Origin of the sequence: Luteimonas galliterrae, from assembly GCF_023374055.1 — a bacterium.
In the GTDB taxonomy this organism is placed as follows: domain Bacteria; phylum Pseudomonadota; class Gammaproteobacteria; order Xanthomonadales; family Xanthomonadaceae; genus Luteimonas_C; species Luteimonas_C galliterrae.
Genome location: NZ_JAMBEP010000001.1, coordinates 811,682 through 829,844, shown reverse-complemented (window position 1 = coordinate 829,844; position 18,163 = coordinate 811,682). Strand labels below are relative to the sequence as shown.

The following is an 18,163-nucleotide window of genomic DNA, read 5'->3' as shown; positions in this document are numbered from 1 at the left end:
AAGATATTTGCTCTATCAGCAGTATTGGTTTCCGGTTTGGCCCTGGCGGCGGGCGGGTTGCTGGACCGGTCGTATCGGCCATTGACCGGCAAAACCCCGGTCAATCTGCAGCAGCAGTACGGCGGAAAAGTGCTGCTGGTGGTGAACACGGCCAGCAAATGCGGCCTGGCGCCGCAGTTCGAGGCGCTGGAAGCGCTGAACGCCAAATACCAGAAGCAGGGCTTCGCGGTGCTCGGTTTCCCGTCAGGCGACTTCAAGAACCAGGAATACGGCGATGAGAAGCAGATCCAGGAATTCTGCACGCTGACCTATGGCGTCAAGTTCCCGATGTTCGAGAAAGTGCATGTCAAAGGCGATGAGGCCACACCGCTGTACCAGGATCTGATCAAGGCCACTGGCGACACGCCGGAGTGGAATTTCCACAAATACCTGATCTCCCGCGACGGCCGCGTGGTCGGCAGCTTCGCCAGCCGCACGGTGCCGGACGACAAGGCGCTGGTCGCCGCGATCGAGCGCGAATTGAAGGCGTCCGCACCGGCCGCCAAGCCCTGAGGCCGGCCCGAGATTGCCCTGAGCCGTTGACGCAAACGACAATACCCGCTTCGCGCCGCCGCGGCGGCGGCGCAGGCAGGAGTCCCGAATGAAAGATTGGATGCGCGGCGCGGCCGCGGCGGCATTGGCTGCGGTCGCATTCGGCGCGGCCGCCCAGCAGGCGCAAGCGCCGCTGGTCACCGAACGCGACAAGGTCAGTTACACGATCGGCATGGACGTCGGCCGTTCGATCGCGCCAGCCGCGCCCGATATGGACATGGCGGCTTTCGAACGTGCCGTGCGCCATACCTTCGACGGCGGCCAGCCGCTGTTGACCGAAGCCGAGATCAAGCCGCTGGCCGACGCGCTGATGAAGCGCATCGCCTCGCGCAGCCCGGCGCCCAATGCGCCCAAGCCCAGCGGCCCGCCGCCTGCGATCTCGCGCGAAAAGGTCGGTCTGCTGGTGGGTAGCGACGTGGGCCGGTCGCTGACGCCGATCAAGGACGAGATCGACGTGGCCGTGCTGACGCGCGGCCTGCGCGCTGCGACCGGCGACGGCAAGCCTTTGCTGACCGACGCCGAAGCCGCGGTGGTGCGCGATGCCTTCACCCAGCGCATCCAGGCCAAGATGCAGGCCCAGGCCGCCACGCTGGGCGCCAAGAACGAAGCCGACGGCGCCGCCTTCCTGGCCAAGAACAAGACGGTCAAGGGCGTGTTCACTACGCCCTCCGGACTGCAGTACATGGTGTTGCGGCAGGGCTCGGGCGTGCGGCCCAAGCCGAGCGACCGCGTCCGCGTGAACTACCACGGCACGCTGCTCGACGGCACGGTGTTCGACAGTTCCTACGATCGCGGGCAACCGGCCGAATTCGGCCTGAACCAGGTGATCGCCGGCTGGACCGAAGGCGTGACCCTGATGCCGACGGGGGCGAAATACCGCTTCTGGATCCCCGGCAACCTGGCTTATGGCGCGAAAGGCTCGCCGCCGAAGATCGGCCCGAACTCCACCCTGATTTTCGATGTCGAATTGATGGCCATCCTGCCCGCCGGGCATTGACCGGACGGCCGTAACCCGGTCGTTCAGCCCCGGGCTCTCAAAGTAACCGCTTTGCTGCGTCCGGATTTCCGGACTTCCCCCGATTCGAGGAGTACCGCTTGATGACGTCCCGCCTGCGTAACAGCGCCACCGCGCTAGCCTTGGCCTCGCTCACCCTGTTCGTTGCCGCTTGCAACAAGCCCGGCGACAAGGACAAGGCCGACACCGCCGCCAAGCCCGCCGACGCTGCTGCCGATGCCAAGGCCGACGGCAAGAAGGCCATCCCGGGCCTGGCCACCGAGAAGGAGCAGGTCAGCTACATGGTCGGCATGGCCATGGCGCGGCAGCTCCAGCCGATGAAGGAAGAACTGGACGTCGACACGATGGTGAAGGCCATCAAGACCTCGCTGGCCGGCGAGAAGCTGCTGCTGGACGACAAGCAAGCCGCCGAAATCAGCGAGGCCTTCGGCCAGCGCATGCAGGCCAAGCAGATCGCCGACATGCTGAAGAAGGCCAAGGACAACCAGGAAGCCGGGCAGAAGTTCCTGGCCGAGAACGGCAAGAAGCCGGGCGTGGTGACCACCGCTTCGGGCCTGCAGTACCAGGTGATCACCGAAGGCAAGGGCGCCAAGCCCAAGGCCAGCGATGTGGTCCGCGTCAATTACAAAGGCACGTTGCTGGACGGCAAGACTTTCGACAGCACCTACGACCGCAACGAGCCGGCCATGTTCCAGCTCCAGCAGGTCGTGCCGGGCTGGCAGGAAGGTATCGCGCTGATGCCGGTCGGCAGCAAGTACCGATTCTGGATCCCGAGCAAGCTGGGCTACGGCGAGCAGGGCACGCCGGGCGGCCCGATCGGGCCGAACGCGACGCTGGTGTTCGAAGTGGAGCTGCTGGACATCGTCAAGCCCGAGCAGATGCCGAGCCGGTTGCCGCCGGGCGCACCCACCAAGTAATCGCGGCTCCGGGAGTCTAGATGCGACTTACGATATTCGGGACCGGCTATGTCGGCCTGGTCACTGGAACATGCCTGGCCGAAGTAGGCCACGACGTGGTCTGCGTCGACATCGATGCAGACAAGGTGGCGGGCCTCAAGCGCGGCGTGATTCCGATCTACGAACCTGGGCTTGCGCCGATGGTGCAGGCCAACCACGCCGCAGGACGCCTGGATTTCACCACCGATGCGGCGACGGCCGTCGCCCACGGCGACGTGATCTTCATCGCGGTGGGAACGCCGCCGGACGAAGACGGCAGCGCCGACCTGAAGTACGTGCTGGCGGTGGCCCAGACCATCGGCAAGCACTTGGCGCGCAACGCGGTGGTCGTGAACAAGTCCACGGTGCCGGTAGGCACCGCCGACAAGGTGCGCGCCGCCATCGCGCAGGAGCTTAAAGCGCGCGGAGCCGATGTCGCTTTCGACGTGGTCTCCAATCCCGAATTCCTGAAGGAAGGCGATGCGGTCAAGGACTGCATGCGCCCGGACCGCATCGTGATTGGCGCCTCCAGCCCGCAGGCCATCGAGAAGATGAAACGGCTCTACGCGCCGTTCAACCGCAACCACGAACGCATCGTGGCGATGGACGTGCGCTCGGCCGAGCTGACCAAATACGCCGCCAACGCGATGCTGGCGACCAAGATCAGCTTCATGAACGAGATCGCCAACATCGCCGAGAAAGTCGGCGCGGACATCGAGCATGTGCGGCAGGGCATAGGCTCGGATCCGCGCATCGGTTGGCACTTCATCTACCCGGGCGCCGGCTACGGCGGCTCCTGCTTTCCGAAGGACGTGCAGGCGCTGGCGCGCACCGCGCGGCAAGTCGGCCACGAGGCCGCGCTGCTGCAGGCCGTGGAAACGGTCAACGACCGCCAAAAAGGCCACCTGTTCGAGCTGATCGCGCGCCATTACGACGGCGAAGTGAGCGGCCGCACGTTCGCGGTGTGGGGGCTCGCTTTCAAGCCCAACACCGACGACATGCGCGAGGCGTCCAGCCGGCGCCTGTTGCAGCAACTGTGGGATGCCGGCGCCCACGTCCGCGCCTACGACCCGGAGGCCGCGCAGGAAGCCGGGCGCATCTTCGGCCAGCGCGATGGATTGGTGTTGTGCGAATCCGCCTCCCAGGCGCTGGAAGGCGCCGATGCGCTGGTGGTCGTCACCGAATGGAAGCAGTTCCGCAGTCCCGATTTCGCGCGCTTGCACGCGAGCCTGCGCGACCGCGTGATCTTCGACGGCCGCAACCTGTACGAGCCCGACGAAGTCGAAGCCGCGGGCCTCGCTTACTGGGGCATCGGCCGCGGCCGTTCGATCCGCGTCGACTGAAGCCATGGGCAACGACGACCTGCAGCGGCGGCTGGTGGAACTGGAAACGCGGCTCGCTTTCCAGGAACAAGCCTTGGCCGAACTGAGCGACGCGCTGGCCGCATCGCGCCTGGAAACCGCGCGCAACGCCGAGCTGCTGCGTCGCGCGCTGGAGGAAATGAAGCAGGCGCGCGGCGAATTCTTCGCCGACCCCGCCGAAGAGCCGCCGCCGCCGCACTACTGAGCGCCGGCCCTGTGTGCCTTGGCGTAGCCCGCAGGCGGCACGACGAATAGAATCGACGCATGAGCGACTCCCTCCGCGACCAATTGCTCGGCCTGGGCTTCAAACCCGCGCCCAAGCCCGACAAGCCTGCGCGGCCCGACAAGCCGAAATCCGCGGACCATGCCGGGCGCAAGCCGCAGCCCGGCAAGTCCCACCCGGGCCGGCCGCACGGCAAGCCGCAACATGGCCGGCCTGCGCACGGCAAGCCCGGCCATGCGGGCAAGCCGCGCTCGCAGGAAGAGATCGACCTGGCCAAGGCCTATGCGATCCGCGCGCAAAAGGAAAAGGACGAGCGCATCGAAGCCGAACGCTTGCGGCAGGAAGAGGCGCGCAAGCGCCGCGAAGCCAAGGCCAAGCTGGCGGAATTGCTCAAGGACAAGGCGCTGAACGATCCGAATGCGGAGATCGCCCGCCATTTCGACTACGGCGGCAAGATCAAGCGCGTCTACGTCAATGCGGAGCAGCTGAAGGCGCTCAATGCCGGCGAGCTCGGCGTGGTGCAGCTCGATGGTCGTTATCTGCTGGTCGCCTCGGCGCTGTTGGCCGAGGCCGAAGCGATCTTCGCTCCGTCGGTAGCGCTGAAGGTCGATCCGGACGCGACGGCCGAAGAAGATCCCTATGCCGATCCGCAATACCAGGTGCCCGACGACCTGGTCTGGTGATCTTGCTTTCGTAGGTGCGAATTTATTCGCACGCTCTTTACAGGCAAAAGCGTGCGAATAAATTCGCACCTACGAAGATCCACAGCGAAACTAGACGGCAGGCAACGGCGGAGCCGCCGCGGAAGGTTTGTAGCGATGCAGCGCGGGCCGCTCCACCAGATGCCACGACAGCATCGCCAGCAGCAAAGCGCAGCACGCCGAACTCGGCAGCAGCTGCAGCGGGGTCAGCGACGGGAACAGTGCGACCAGCGATTGCTGCACCGGAAACCCGTACAGGAATAATCCGTACGAATAATCGTGGCCGCCCGGCCAACGCAGCGTCGGCAGCCGATAGGCCGCCCAGAAGGTGAAGTAGATCGCCGCGATCACAGCAGCGGGACCGAATGCGCCGGTGCCGTGCGTGGCGAATGCGATCAGCGCGAACGCCGCCATCAGCCAATGCGAAGCCGGGATCCGGTCGCGCCAATGCGCGCATAAAGCCGCGATCAGATAGGTCTGCGACAAAGCTCGGTACTCGTTGACGTCCGGTTTGCCGCTCAACCATTCCCAGCCGCCATAGCCCACCACCGCGAGCGCGACCAGAGTGAAAGCCCAGCGCCGCCTGACGATCGTCAACGCCGCCAACAGGCCCAGATAAAAGTACCAGCGCACTTCCAGGCTCAGCGACCACAGCGTGCCGTTGACCACCTTGGGGTAAGGATTGTTCTCGAACACGCCCGGCAGCGTCCATGCCAGCGTGACCGGTTGCAGATTGCGGCTCAGATACCGCCAGGTCTCCTCCGCCCGCAGATACTCGGCGGGGGGCAGCGTGGTGAATGCCAGGCCGATCGCGAACACGCAGACCAGCAGGCAGGCGAGATAGGCCGGATACACCCGCAGGAAACGGTTGCGCACATAGCGCCACAATCCGGGATTGCGCAGCAGGCTCAACGTGACCAGATAACCGCTGATCGCGAAGAACAGGTAGACCGCGAGGTTTCCGGCATAGAACCCCGGCATCAGCTTCGCGAATGCGTCCGCTTCGCCGGGCGCATGTCGGCTCAGCGCGTAGCTATGGCCGTAGATCACCATCAGCGCCGCCAAGTGGCGCAGCGGCAGGTAGTTGTCGCTGCGTTTTCTTGCGGCTTCGTCGAGGGTCACGGCGCGATCCGGCTGGGCTATTCCGGATCGTAATCCAGGTTGGAGGCCAGCCAACGCTCGACCTGGGCCAGGCTCGCGCCCTTGCGCCGCGCGTAATCGGCGGCTTGCTCCTTCGATACGCGGCCGACGACGAAGTATTGGCTCTGCGGATGGCTGAAGTAGTAGCCCGACACGGCCGCGGTGGGCAGCATCGCGAAGCTTTCGGTCAGGGTCATGCCGGCGTTGCCGCCGGCATCGAGCATCGCGAACAGCGCGCCTTTCTCGCTGTGCTCGGGGCAGGCGGGATAGCCCGGAGCAGGGCGGATGCCGCGATACCGTTCGGCGATCAGCGCTTCGTTGTCGAGCGATTCGTCGGCGTCGTAGCCCCAGAATTCCTTGCGCACGCGCTGGTGCAGGCGTTCGGCCAACGCTTCGGCCAGGCGATCTGCGAGGGCCTTGAGGAGTATCGCGTTGTAATCGTCGTGATCGGCCTCGAAGCGCGCGACGTGCGGTTCGATGCCGATGCCGGCGGTAACGGCGAAGGCGCCGATCCAGTCCGGCTTACCGGAACTTTTCGGCGCTATGAAGTCGGCCAGGCAGAAATCGGGCCGCTCGACCGGCTTGTCCACCTGCTGCCGCAGAAAATGCAGCGTCGTTGTTTTTGCGGAGGAGGGTTCGGCCCCCACACAGGCGACTTCCACATCGTCGCCCACGCTGTTCGCCGGCCACAGCCCGAACACGGCCTTCGCGGTCAGCCATTTCTCGGCGACTATCCTGTCGAGCATGGCCCGCGCATCGCGAAACAGTTCGCTCGCCTGCTTGCCGACCACGTCGTCGGTCAGGATCGCCGGATACTTGCCGGCCAGTTCCCAGGCCTGGAAGAACGGCGTCCAGTCGATCAGTTCGATCAGTTCCGGCAGCGGGTAGTCGTTGAAGACGGTGATGCCAGGCTTGTTCGGCGCCGGCGGCGTGTACTGCTCCCAGCCGCCGTCGAATTTCTGTCCGCGGGCCTTTTCCAGCGACACCAGCCGCTTGGCGTCGCCGCGATTGCGGTGGCGCTCGCGGATTTCGGCGTAATCGGCATCGTTGGCGGCGACGAAGTTGGCGCGCAGGTCCTTGGAGATCAGCGACTGCGCCACGCCGACCGCGCGCGAGGCGTCCTTCACCCAAACCGTCGGCGATTTGTAGTGCGGATCGATCTTCAGCGCCGTGTGCGCGCGCGACGTGGTCGCGCCGCCGATCAGCAGCGGCATCTCGAAGCCCTGGCGCTGCATTTCGCGGGCGACGTGGCTCATCTCCTCCAACGACGGCGTGATCAGGCCGGACAGGCCGATCAGGTCAGCGTTCTCGGCCTTGGCGCGGTCCAGGATCACCTGGGTCGGCACCATCACGCCCAGGTCGACCACATCGAAGTTGTTGCAGGCCAGCACCACGCCGACGATGTTCTTGCCGATGTCGTGCACGTCGCCCTTCACCGTGGCCATGACGATCTTGCCGTTGGACTTGCCGACGTCGCCGGTGCGCAGCTTCTCCGCTTCGATGAAGGGCAGCAGATAGGCCACCGCTTTCTTCATCACCCGCGCCGACTTGACCACCTGCGGCAGGAACATCTTGCCGGCGCCGAACAGGTCGCCGACCACGTTCATGCCGTCCATCAGCGGGCCTTCGATCACGTCCAGCGGGCGCTCGCTCAGCTGGCGCGCTTCCTCGGTGTCGGTCTCGACGTACTGATCGATGCCGTGCACCAGCGCGTGGCTCAGCCGCTCGCGCACGCCTTTCCCGCGCCAGGCCAGTTCCTCGGCCTTGGTTTCGCCCTTCTTGCCTTTGTAGCGCTCTGCGACCTCCAGCAGGCGCTCGGTGGCGTCGGGGCGACGGTTGAGGATCACGTCCTCGACGTGCTCGCGCAGTTCCGGGTCCAGGTCGTCGTAGATCGGCATGGCACCGGCGTTGACGATCCCCATGTCCATGCCGGCCTTGATCGCGTGGTACAGGAACACCGAGTGGATCGCCTGGCGCACGGTCTCGTTGCCGCGGAACGAGAACGACACGTTGGAAACGCCGCCGGAGATATGGCAGTGCGGCAGCGTCTGCCGGATGATGCGCGTGGCCTCGATGAAATCGACCGCGTAGTTGTTGTGTTCCTCCATGCCGGTGGCGACGGCGAAGATGTTCGGATCGAAGATGATGTCTTCGGGCGGGAAGCCGACCTGTTCGGTGAGGATCTTGTAGGCGCGGGTGCAGATTTCGACCTTGCGCTCGCAGGTATCGGCCTGGCCCTGTTCGTCGAAGGCCATTACCACGGTCGCGGCGCCGTAGCGCAACACCTTGCGGGCGTGTTCGATGAACGCTTCTTCGCCTTCCTTCAGCGATATGGAATTGACCACGCCCTTGCCCTGCAGGCATTTCAGGCCGGCCTCGATCACGCTCCACTTGGACGAATCCACCATCACCGGTATGCGGGCGATGTCCGGCTCCGACGCTATCAGGGTGAGGTAACGCGCCATCGCTTTCTCGGAATCGATCAGGCCCTCGTCCATGTTGACGTCGAGGATCTGCGCGCCGTTGGCGACCTGCTGTCGCGCGACCTCCACGGCCTCTTCGTAGCGATCTTCCTTGATCAGCTTGCGGAATTGCGCGCTGCCGGTGACGTTGGTGCGCTCGCCGACGTTGACGAACAGCAGTTCGGGCGTGATGACCAGCGGTTCGAGGCCGGAAAGCCGCGTGTAACGGGGGGAAGTACTCATGCGGCTTCGGACAGTTCCGTTTGCGAGGGCAGGCGCCGCGGCGCGAGGCCGCGTACGGCTTCGGCGATCGCCTGGATGTGGGCCGGCGTGGTGCCGCAGCAGCCGCCGACGAAATTGAGCAGGCCCGATTCGGCGAATTCCTTCAACGTGGCCGCCATTTCCTCCGGCGTCTCGTCGTACTCGCCGAACGCATTCGGCAGGCCCGCGTTGGGATGCGCGCTGACATAGCCTTCGGCGATGTTCGACAGGGTTTCCACGTGCGGACGCAGATCCTTGGCGCCGAGCGCGCAGTTGAGCCCGACCGACAGCGGCCGGCCGTGCGCGACCGAAGCGTAGAAGGCTTCGGCGGTCTGGCCGGACAGCGTGCGGCCGGAGGCGTCGGTGATCGTGCCGGAGATCATCACCGGCAGCCGGCCGCCGCGCGCATCGAACACTTCCTCGATCGCGAACAAGGCGGCCTTGGCGTTGAGCGTGTCGAAAATGGTTTCCACCATGATTACGTCGGCGCCGCCGTCGATCAGGCCTTCTACGGCCTCGCGGTAGGTGCCGCGCAATTCGTCGAAGCTGGTGTTGCGGAAGCCGGGATCGTTGACGTCGGGACTGATCGATGCGGTGCGGCTGGTCGGGCCGAGCACGCCGATCACGAAGCGCGGCTTTTCCGGCGTCTTCGCTTCGACGGCATCGCAGCAGGCGCGGGCAACGCGGGCGCCTTCCTTGTTCAACTCGTAGACTAGGTGCTCGAGGTGGTAATCGGCTTGGCTGATCGACGTGGCGTTGAAGGTATTGGTCTCGACCAAATCGGCGCCGGCTTCGAGATAGGCGGTGTGCACGCCGGCGATCACGTCCGGCTTGCTAAGCAGCAGCAGGTCGTTGTTGCCTTTGAGGTCGTGGCCGCACTGCGGGCCGTGTTCGTGGGTGCTGTCGAAGCCGCCCGCGAAGCGTTCGCCGCGGTAGTCGGCTTCCTGCAGGTCGTGGCGCTGGATCATCGTGCCCATGGCGCCGTCGATGATCAGGATGCGTTCGGCTAGCGCGTTTTCGAGCTTGGCGACGCGGTCCGGGTTCAACCAGGGGAGGGTTTTCATGTCAAGTCTCCGTGGAGCGGTTGCTTCTTGTGGGAGCGGCTTCAGCCGCGAGCTCTTGCCTTCGTTGCGGCTGGAAAAAGCTCGCGGCTGAAGCCGCTCCCACAAGGAAAGTAGCGGTCATGGTTTCCTGGCGATCAGCGAGATGACTTCGAAATGCGGTGGGCGCTTCTCGCGGGTGATGGTCTCGGCGTTCTGCACCTCCAGCCCGGCCTTTTCGGCGAACTTGCGCAGTTCCTTCTCGCTGAAGCCCAGGTTGACGTGGCCGTACAGATCCACCGCGGCCTTGTGCTCGTGCTTGGCCAGGCTGGACAGCAGCAGCCGGCCGCCCTTCCGCAATGCCCGCGCCGCTTCGGCCACGGCCTGCGCCGGCTTGGCCGCGTAAGTCAGCGCATGCATCAGCACGACCAGGTCGAATTCGCCGGCGGCGAAGGGCAGGGCGTGCATGTCGCCATTGCGCACTTCCACGTTTTTGAACGGCCGCAGGCGCTCGGCGGCCGCGGCGACCACGCGCGGGCTGGCATCGACGCAGACGTAACGCTGCGCATGCGGCGCCAGCAACTCGGCCAGCACGCCGTCGCCCGAAGCGATGTCGAGCACGTCGCCGGTTTCCAGCAGCGGTAGCGCGCCCCGCGCCAGCGCTTCCCATGTGCGCCCCGGCGAGTAGTGGCGTTCCATGTCGCCGGCGACCGAATCGGCCCAGTTCTGGTCGGCCGCGCGGGTGGCGAGTACCGCCGGTACGCGGTCGGCGTCCTGCCGCAGCAGCGGGTCGTCGCTGCCGTCGCGGATGCTTTGCCACAGCGCGCGTTGCGCCGGGTCGAGCGTGGCATCGTCGAAACGGTAATAGGCCGACACGCCGGCGCGCCGGTCGCGGACCAGGCCGGCTTCTTTCAGCTTGGCCAGATGGGTCGAGACGCGCGGCTGCGCCAGCCGGGTGATCGCGGACAGTTCGGCCACCGTCAGTTCTTCGCCTTCCAGCAAGGCGAGCAAACGCACCCGGGTGGCGTCCGCGAAAGTCTTCAGGCGGCTGGACCAGCCTTCCAGATCCATAAATATCTTCCCATCGCGATATAAAGATAATTGTCGGCCCGAAGGGCTCGCAGGTCAAGCCGGGGTGCCCGGAGGTGGGGTTATCGCGAGGCGGCGGCTACAATTCGCAATTCGACCGATTGCGGAGTGCGCGACGTGGATTTTGGGTTCACCGAAGAGCAGTTGATGATCCAAGACGTGGCGCGGCGCATCGCGCAGGAGAAGATCGCGCCCAGCGCCGAGCGTTTCGACAAATCCGGCGAATTCCCGCTCGACAACATCAAGCTGCTGGGCGAAAACGGACTGATGGGCATCGAGGTGCCGGCCGAGTACGGCGGCGCCGGCATGGATCCGGTCGCCTATGTGCTGGCCATGGTCGAGATCGCCGCCGGCGACGCGGCGCATTCCACCATCATGTCGGTCAACAACTCGCTGTTCTGCAACGGCATCCTCACCAACGGCACCGAGGCGCAGAAGCAGAAATACGTGCGCGCCATCGCCGAGGGCGCGGAAATCGGCGCGTTCGCGCTGACCGAGCCGCAGTCCGGCTCCGACGCCACCGCCATGCGCTGCCGCGCGGTGAAGCAGGCGGATGGCACCTTCGTCGTCAACGGCAAGAAAAGCTGGATCACCTCCGGCCCGGTCGCCAAGTACATCGTGCTGTTCGCGATGACCGACCCGAGCAAGGCCTCTCGCGGCATTTCCGCTTTCCTGATCGACACCGCCCGCGAAGGCTTCCACCGCGGCAAGACCGAGCCCAAGCTCGGCATCCGCGCTTCGGCCACCTGCGAGATCGAATTCACCGATTACGTTGTGCAGCCGGACGAGTTGCTGGGCGACGAAGGCCACGGCTTCAAGATCGCGATGGGCGTGCTGGACGCCGGCCGCATCGGCATCGCCTCGCAGGCGATCGGCATCGGCCGCGCCGCCTACGAAGCCACGCTGGCCTACGTGCGCGAGCGCCAGGCCTTCGGCCAGCCGATCGGCGCCTTCCAGATGACCCAGTCCAAGATCGCCGACATGAAGTGCAAGCTGGACGCGTCGCTGCTGCTCACCTTGCGCGCGGCCTGGCTCAAGGGCCAAGGCAAGCGTTTCACCACCGAAGCCGCGGTCGCCAAGCTGACCGCGTCCGAAGCGGCGATGTGGATCAGCCACCAGGCCGTGCAGATCCACGGCGGCATGGGCTATTCGAAGGAGATGCCGCTCGAGCGCTATTTCCGCGACGCCAAGATCACCGAAATCTACGAGGGCACCAGCGAGATCCAGCGGCTGGTCATCGCCCGTCACGAAACCGGCCTACGCTGAACCACGACGGCGTGAACGACGGCGCGCCGCACCGCGCGCCTTTTTCCATCGGACGACAGTTCCCATGAGCAGCAAAAGCACCAAGAAAGCTTCCGTTCCCGTCGCAGCGGCGCGAAAACCGTCCGCTCCGCAAGACAAGGCAGGCGCCAGCCTGTTGCAGCCGATCTTCGATGCGATCCGCAAGCTGGCCGGCAAGGCCCGCCAGGAAGACGCCAGCGCCTTCGCCAGTGCCTTCTACTACCGCATGACCGCCGACGAGTTGCCGCTGCACAGCCCGGCCGGCTGGGCGGCGCTCGCCAACGATTTTCTCGATTTCGCGCGCACCCGCAAACCCGGCAAGCCGGAACTGCGGCTGTTCAACTCCAATATGAAGGAGCACGGCTGGGAATCGCCGCATACCGTGCTGCAGATCGTCAACGACGACATGCCGTTCCTGGTCGACTCGGTGACGATGGCGCTGGCCGAACTCGGCATCGGCGTGCATGTGCTCGGCCATCCGGTGGTGCAGATCGCGCGCGACAAGGCCGGCAAGCTGACTGCGGTCGGCGAGGGCAAGCCCGAATCGCTGATGCATCTGGAAATCGACAGGCAGCAGGTCGCTGCGATCCCCGCCATCGAAACCAAGATCCGCGATGTGCTGGGCGACGTGCGTTCGATCGTGGACGACTGGGACGCGATGCGGCAGAAGATGCAGCAGGTGGCCGATGGGCTCGGCGCGCGCCGCATGCCGGTCTCGGACGCGGGCCGCAAGGAAGCGCAGGAATTCCTGCGCTGGGCAGCCGACGACCACTTCACTTTCTTCGGCTACCGCGAATACCAGGTCAAGAAGAAGGGCGGCGACGACGTGCTGGCGGTCGTCGAAGGCTCCGGCCTGGGCCTGCTGCACGGCAAGGACCTTGGCAAGCCGCGCCTGCTCAAGTCGCTGGCCGCGCACTACATGCCGCAGTCGGGTTCGGTCGATGCGCTGATCCTCACCAAGACCAACGCGCGCTCCACTGTGCATCGCCCGGGCTATATGGATTACATCGGCGTGCTCGAGTTCGACGACAAGGGCCGCCCCGTCGCCGAGCAACGCTTCCTGGGCCTGTACACGTCCAGCGCCTACAACCGCCGTCCGTGGGAGATCCCGCTGGTGCGCGAGCGCTACGAACACGTGATGCGCGAGTCCGGCCTGCGCTCCAACAGCCACAGCGGCAAGGCGCTCAAGCACATCCTGGAGACGCTGCCGCGCGACGAGCTGTTCCAGTCCAACGAGGAAGAGCTGTACCGCACCGGCATGGGCATCCTGGGCCTGCAGGAGCGCGTGCGCAGCAAGCTGTTCCTGCGCCGCGACCGCTACGGCCGTTTCTTTTCGGTGCTGGTCTATATTCCGCGCGACCGCTTCAATACAGACGTGCGCCTGCGCATCGAAAGGATGCTGCGCCGCGCGCTGCACGGCGAGCAGGTCGACACCAGTGTGGTGTTGGGCGAGTCGCCGCTGGCGCAGTTGCACCTGATCATCCGGCCCAAGTCCGGCGAAGCGATCGAGATCGACTCGGCCGAACTCGAAACACGCCTTACCCAGATCGTCCGCAACTGGCAGGACGAGCTGCGCGACCAACTGGTCGTGCGCCATGGCGAAGAGCGCGGCCTGAAGCTGGCCAACCGTTATGGCCGCGCGCTGCCGGCGGGCTACATCGAGGAAGTCACGCCCGCGGTCGCCGCCAGCGACGCCGAGCACCTGTCCGCGCTGACCGGTCCGGACGACCTGCGCCTGAGCCTGCAGCGCTCGCGCCGCCGCAACGAGAGCAGCCTGCGCTTCAAGCTGTACCGCTACAACGACGACATCCCGCTGTCCGACGCGCTGCCGATGATGGAGAACATGGGTTTGCGCGTGCTCTCCGAGCATCCGTACCGCATGGAGATCGAAGACCAGGTCGTCTACATCCAGGATTTCGAAGTAGAAGGCGTACGCGACGACTTCGACATCGACAGCGTCGACGAGAATTTCGAGGAAGCCTTCGCGCAGATCTGGCGCGGCGCGGCCGAGAACGACGGCTTCAACCGCCTGGTGCTGGCCGCGGGCCTGACCTGGCGCCAGGTGGCGATGCTGCGCGGCTACTGCAAGTACCTATTGCAAGTCGGCGTGCCGTTCTCGCAGGCCTACGTGGAAGCTACGTTCGCCCGCTATCCGTTGCTGGCACGGCTGCTGGTGGAACTGTTCGAAGCCAAGTTCGATCCGTGCACCGGCCTTGAGAGCAAGGCGCAAATCAAGCAAGGCGTGGAACGCTTCAGCAAGCAGCTGCAGAGCCTGGTAGGCCAGGACGAGGCCGCCCAGGCAGCTCTCGCGCCGGTGCTGGAAGCGCGCGGCAGCGATCGCGGCACGCAATACGAGAACACGCGCATTGCGCTGAAGAGCCTGCTCGACCGCGTCGCCAGCCTGGACGAGGACCGCATCCTGCGCAGCTTCATCGGCGTGATCGACGCTACCCTGCGCACCAGCTATTACCAGACGCGCGACGGCAAGCCGGGCGACTGCATCAGCTACAAGTTCGATTCGGCCAAAGTGCCGGACCTGCCCAAGCCGCGGCCGTACCGCGAGATCTTCGTGTACGGCGCGCGCGTGGAAGGCGTGCACCTGCGCTTCGGGCCGGTGGCGCGCGGCGGCCTGCGCTGGTCCGACCGGCGCGAGGACTTCCGCACCGAAGTGCTGGGCCTGGTGAAGGCGCAGATGGTCAAGAACACCGTGATCGTGCCGGTCGGCTCCAAGGGCGGCTTCTTCGCCAAACGGCCGCCGGCAGGCGGCGACCGCGACGCGGTGCTGGCCGAGGGCATCGCCTGCTACAAGATGTTCATCAACGGGCTGCTCGACATCACCGACAACATCGCGCCCGACGGCAAGATCGTGCCGCCCAAGGACGTGGTGCGGCACGACGGCGACGATCCTTACCTGGTCGTCGCTGCGGACAAGGGCACGGCCACGTTCTCCGACATCGCCAACGGCATCGCCCGCGAGCACGGCTTCTGGCTCGACGACGCCTTCGCGTCCGGCGGTTCGGTCGGTTACGACCACAAGGCCATGGGCATCACCGCCAAGGGCGCGTGGGAATCGGTCAAGCGCCATTTCCGCGCGATGGGCCGCGACAGCCAGAAGCAGGACTTCACCGTGGTCGGCATCGGCGACATGTCCGGCGACGTGTTCGGCAACGGCATGCTGCTGTCCAAGCACATCCGCCTGCTGGCCGCGTTCGACCACCGCCACATCTTCCTGGATCCCAATCCGGACGCCGCAACAACGTTCAAGGAACGCCAGCGCATGTTCAAGCTGCCGCGTTCGAGCTGGGACGATTACGACAAGAAGCTGATCAGCAAGGGCGGCGGCGTGTATCCGCGCAGCGCCAAATCGATTCCGCTGTCGCCGGAGATCAAGGCCGCGCTGGGCATCGACAGCGGCATCGGCGCGATGAGCCCGGTCGAATTGCTGAGCGCGATCCTGAAAGCGCCGGTGGACCTGCTGTGGAACGGCGGCATCGGCACCTACGTCAAGGCCAGCAGCGAAACCCACGCCGATGTCGGCGATCGCGCGAACAATGCGTTGCGCGTCAACGGCAGCGACCTGCGCTGCAAGGTGGTGGGCGAGGGCGGCAACCTGGGCCTGACCCAGCTGGGCCGCATCGAAGCGGCGCTGCATGGCGTGCTGCTCAACACCGATTTCATCGACAACTCCGCCGGCGTCGATACCTCCGATCACGAGGTCAACATCAAGATCCTGCTCAACGGGCAGGTGCAGGCCAAGAAGCTCAAGGTCGAAGACCGCAACAAGCTGCTGGCGTCGATGACGGACGAGGTCGCGAACCTGGTGCTCAACGACAACTATCGCCAGAACCAGGCGATCAGCCTGATGGAGCGGATGAGCCTGACCCGGCTGGGCTCCAAGCAGCACTTCATCCGCACGCTGGAGTCGCAGGGCCTGCTCGATCGGCAGATCGAATTTTTGCCGTCGGACGCCGAACTCGCCGAACGCAAGGCGCGCGGCACCGGGCTGACCCGTCCGGAACTGTCGGTGCTGCTGTCCTACGCCAAGCTCGTCGCCTTCCAGCAGTTGCTGGAATCGGACGTGCCCGAAGATCCGTATCTGTCGAAGGAACTGGTCCGCTACTTCCCCGTGCCGCTGCAGCAGAAATACGCCAAGGCGATGGAACAGCACCGCCTGAAGCGCGAAATCATCGCCACCGCGGTCACCAACTCCACCATCAACCGGATGGGCGCGACGTTCCTGCTGCGGATGCAGGAAGACAGCGGGCGCACGCCGGGCGAAGTGGCCAAGGCCTTCACCATCACCCGCGAAACGCTGGATGCGCGCGAGTTGTGGACGCAGATCGATGCGCTGGACGGCAAGGTTTCCGAATCGACGCAGATCGACGCCTTGCAGGTGATCTGGACGCTGCAGCGCTCGTTCACGCGCTGGTTGCTGGCCAGGCCGGGCGCGATTCCGGACATCGCCACGGCGGTGTCGCGCTATCACGACGGCTTCAAGGACATTCGCGCCGGCAAGAACATCCTGCCCGATTCGCAGCGGCCAGCTTACGAGGCCAGCCTGCAGGACTGGAAAGCCAAGGGCGTGCCGGACGAGCTGGCCGGTCAATTGGGCGCGTTGCCGTATCTGGAGCCCAGCTGCGACATCATCGAAGTCGCGCGCGAGCGCAAGCTCAAGACGGTCGAAGTGGCCAAGGTGCATTTCCGCCTGGGCGAGGCGCTGCGGTTGCCGTGGCTGGTCGAGCAGATCGATAAGCTGGTGGTGGACGGGCGCTGGCACGCCGTCGCCCGCGGCGTGCTGCGCGACGAGCTGGCCACGCAGCAGCGCATCCTGGTCGGCCAGGTGCTGGCCATGCCGGGCGCCGATGCCGACGCCAAGGTCAAGCACTGGCTCGAGCGCGACGACGCATCGCTGCGCTTCACGCTGGCGATGCTCAACGAGCTGGCCGCGCAGAAGTCGCTGGACTATCCGACCGCATCGGTCGCCGTGCAACGCCTGTCTCAGCTCGCGTCGCGCGGCTGACCGATCCGAAGCCCGGGTGGAGCGAAGCGATACCCGGGACCTCACGCCGCGGGAAAAGCCCCGGGTATCGCTGCGCCTCACCCGGGCTACGCGTGGTCGCAGAGCTCGGGTTATGCTCGCGGCATGAGTTCTCCACGCATCGCCTTCCTCGCCAGCCCCGCCGACGGCGCCCAGGGCGCGCTCGCGCGGCTGGCCGGGCGTTACGGTCAGGTCGAGCCGGCCGAGGCGGACGTGATCTGCGCGCTGGGCGGCGACGGCTTCATGCTGCAGACCTTGCACCGGCACGGAAGCCTGGGTAAACCGGTGTACGGCATGAAGCTCGGCACGGTCGGTTTCCTGATGAACCATTACGACGATGCCGGCAACGGGCCGGCGTTGCTGGAACGCCTTGCGCAGGCGGAACCGGCGGTTTTGCGGCCGTTGGAGATGGTCGCTTCGACCGAATCCGGCGCCTCGGTGGGCTCGCTGGCCTACAACGAAGTGTCGTTGCTGCGTCAGACGCGCCAGGCCGCGCACATGCAGATCGATTTGAACGGCCAAACCCGTTTGGACGAATTGGTCTGCGACGGCGTGATGGTGGCCACGCCGGCCGGCAGCACCGCCTACAACTACTCCGCGCACGGACCGATCCTGCCGCTGGGCTCCAGCGTGATCGCGCTGACGCCGATCGCGCCGTTCCGGCCGCGGCGTTGGCGCGGTGCGCTGCTGAAGGCCGACACGGAAGTGCGTTTTCGCATCCTCGACCCCTACAAGCGCCCGGTCAGCGCCACCGCCGACTCGCACGAAGTACGAGACGTGGTGGAAGTGACCATCCGCGAGTCGCGCGACCGTACGGTGACCTTGTTGTTCGACCCCGAGCACAACCTGGAAGAGCGCATCCTCAGCGAGCAGTTCGTCGTCTGACTGCTTTTCGTAGGAGCGGCTTCAGCCGCGAGCTCTTGATCTTTCTGGTTATCTCCGAGCCGAGCGGGAGCCTGCTAATTGCGTCCCTGCTCGAAAAAAGCTCGCGGCTGAAGCCGCTCCTACGAAGAGCGGCCGTTC

The 18,163-nt window shown here is 65.6% G+C and carries 13 protein-coding genes; 9 read left to right on the top strand and 4 right to left on the bottom strand.

Going from position 1 to position 18,163, the window contains the following annotated elements:
- Nucleotides 1-3 precede the first annotated feature (3 nt).
- From M2650_RS03755 to M2650_RS03730, 6 genes are all read left to right on the top strand, one after another.
- The gene (locus M2650_RS03755) at nucleotides 4-552 is read left to right on the top strand and encodes a glutathione peroxidase (RefSeq protein ID WP_345779853.1); all 549 of its coding nucleotides are present in this window, start codon (nucleotides 4-6) and stop codon (nucleotides 550-552) included.
- A gap of 88 nt (nucleotides 553-640) precedes the next feature.
- Entirely contained in the window at nucleotides 641-1,588 is a 948-nt protein-coding gene (locus tag M2650_RS03750) for an FKBP-type peptidyl-prolyl cis-trans isomerase (protein WP_249471362.1), read from the top strand.
- 101 nt (nucleotides 1,589-1,689) lie between these two features.
- Nucleotides 1,690-2,523: an FKBP-type peptidyl-prolyl cis-trans isomerase gene (locus M2650_RS03745; RefSeq protein ID WP_249471359.1), complete on the top strand. Its 834-nt coding sequence runs from the start codon at nucleotides 1,690-1,692 to the stop codon at nucleotides 2,521-2,523.
- Between the two features lie 20 nt (nucleotides 2,524-2,543).
- Nucleotides 2,544-3,884 (top strand): UDP-glucose dehydrogenase family protein, encoded by a 1,341-nt coding sequence (locus M2650_RS03740; RefSeq protein ID WP_249471356.1) that lies wholly within the window; start codon nucleotides 2,544-2,546, stop codon nucleotides 3,882-3,884.
- A 4-nt stretch (nucleotides 3,885-3,888) separates the two neighbouring features.
- Entirely contained in the window at nucleotides 3,889-4,107 is a 219-nt protein-coding gene (locus M2650_RS03735; RefSeq protein ID WP_249471355.1) for a SlyX family protein, read from the top strand.
- A gap of 59 nt (nucleotides 4,108-4,166) precedes the next feature.
- Nucleotides 4,167-4,808: a DUF2058 domain-containing protein gene (locus M2650_RS03730; protein WP_249471352.1), complete on the top strand. Its 642-nt coding sequence runs from the start codon at nucleotides 4,167-4,169 to the stop codon at nucleotides 4,806-4,808.
- Nucleotides 4,809-4,898: 90 nt separating this feature from the next.
- On the opposite strand, the gene M2650_RS03725 is transcribed toward M2650_RS03730, so the two are convergent.
- The 4 genes from M2650_RS03725 to M2650_RS03710 form a co-directional block, all read right to left on the bottom strand.
- Nucleotides 4,899-5,948, bottom strand: a complete 1,050-nt coding sequence (locus tag M2650_RS03725) for an acyltransferase family protein (RefSeq protein WP_249471350.1) — start codon at nucleotides 5,946-5,948, stop codon at nucleotides 4,899-4,901.
- Nucleotides 5,949-5,965: 17 nt separating this feature from the next.
- The gene (gene metH / locus M2650_RS03720) at nucleotides 5,966-8,671 is read right to left on the bottom strand and encodes a methionine synthase (RefSeq protein WP_249471347.1); all 2,706 of its coding nucleotides are present in this window, start codon (nucleotides 8,669-8,671) and stop codon (nucleotides 5,966-5,968) included.
- On the bottom strand, nucleotides 8,668-9,753 hold the full coding sequence (locus M2650_RS03715; protein ID WP_249471345.1) for a homocysteine S-methyltransferase family protein: 1,086 nt from the start codon (nucleotides 9,751-9,753) through the stop codon (nucleotides 8,668-8,670). Before M2650_RS03715 ends, metH begins: the two co-directional genes overlap by 4 nt.
- Nucleotides 9,754-9,870: 117 nt before the next feature.
- Nucleotides 9,871-10,800 carry an ArsR/SmtB family transcription factor gene (locus M2650_RS03710; protein ID WP_249471342.1) on the bottom strand — a complete coding sequence of 310 codons (930 nt, stop codon included), beginning with the start codon at nucleotides 10,798-10,800 and terminating at the stop codon, nucleotides 9,871-9,873.
- Nucleotides 10,801-10,902: 102 nt separating this feature from the next.
- On the opposite strand from M2650_RS03710, the gene M2650_RS03705 reads away from it, so the two are divergent.
- From M2650_RS03705 to M2650_RS03695, 3 genes are all read left to right on the top strand, one after another.
- Nucleotides 10,903-12,084, top strand: a complete 1,182-nt coding sequence (locus tag M2650_RS03705) for an acyl-CoA dehydrogenase family protein (RefSeq protein WP_345779852.1) — start codon at nucleotides 10,903-10,905, stop codon at nucleotides 12,082-12,084.
- Between the two features lie 64 nt (nucleotides 12,085-12,148).
- Nucleotides 12,149-17,122, top strand: a complete 4,974-nt coding sequence (locus M2650_RS03700; protein WP_283254613.1) for an NAD-glutamate dehydrogenase — start codon at nucleotides 12,149-12,151, stop codon at nucleotides 17,120-17,122.
- Nucleotides 17,123-17,245: 123 nt separating this feature from the next.
- The gene (locus tag M2650_RS03695; protein ID WP_249471336.1) at nucleotides 17,246-18,025 is read left to right on the top strand and encodes an NAD kinase; all 780 of its coding nucleotides are present in this window, start codon (nucleotides 17,246-17,248) and stop codon (nucleotides 18,023-18,025) included.
- Nucleotides 18,026-18,163 lie beyond the last annotated feature (138 nt).

Excerpts from the sequence above, each read along its gene's own strand:
- M2650_RS03750 (WP_249471362.1), top strand. The coding sequence starts at position 641 with ATGAAAGATTGGATGCGCGGCGCGGCCGCGGCGGCATTGGCTGCGGTC.
- M2650_RS03745 (WP_249471359.1), top strand. The coding sequence starts at position 1,690 with ATGACGTCCCGCCTGCGTAACAGCGCCACCGCGCTAGCCTTGGCCTCG.
- M2650_RS03740 (WP_249471356.1), top strand. The coding sequence starts at position 2,544 with ATGCGACTTACGATATTCGGGACCGGCTATGTCGGCCTGGTCACTGGA.
- M2650_RS03735 (WP_249471355.1), top strand. The coding sequence starts at position 3,889 with ATGGGCAACGACGACCTGCAGCGGCGGCTGGTGGAACTGGAAACGCGG.
- M2650_RS03730 (WP_249471352.1), top strand. The coding sequence starts at position 4,167 with ATGAGCGACTCCCTCCGCGACCAATTGCTCGGCCTGGGCTTCAAACCC.
- metH (WP_249471347.1), bottom strand. The coding sequence starts at position 8,671 with ATGAGTACTTCCCCCCGTTACACGCGGCTTTCCGGCCTCGAACCGCTG.
- M2650_RS03715 (WP_249471345.1), bottom strand. The coding sequence starts at position 9,753 with ATGAAAACCCTCCCCTGGTTGAACCCGGACCGCGTCGCCAAGCTCGAA.
- M2650_RS03710 (WP_249471342.1), bottom strand. The coding sequence starts at position 10,800 with ATGGATCTGGAAGGCTGGTCCAGCCGCCTGAAGACTTTCGCGGACGCC.
- M2650_RS03700 (WP_283254613.1), top strand. The coding sequence starts at position 12,149 with ATGAGCAGCAAAAGCACCAAGAAAGCTTCCGTTCCCGTCGCAGCGGCG.
- M2650_RS03695 (WP_249471336.1), top strand. The coding sequence starts at position 17,246 with ATGAGTTCTCCACGCATCGCCTTCCTCGCCAGCCCCGCCGACGGCGCC.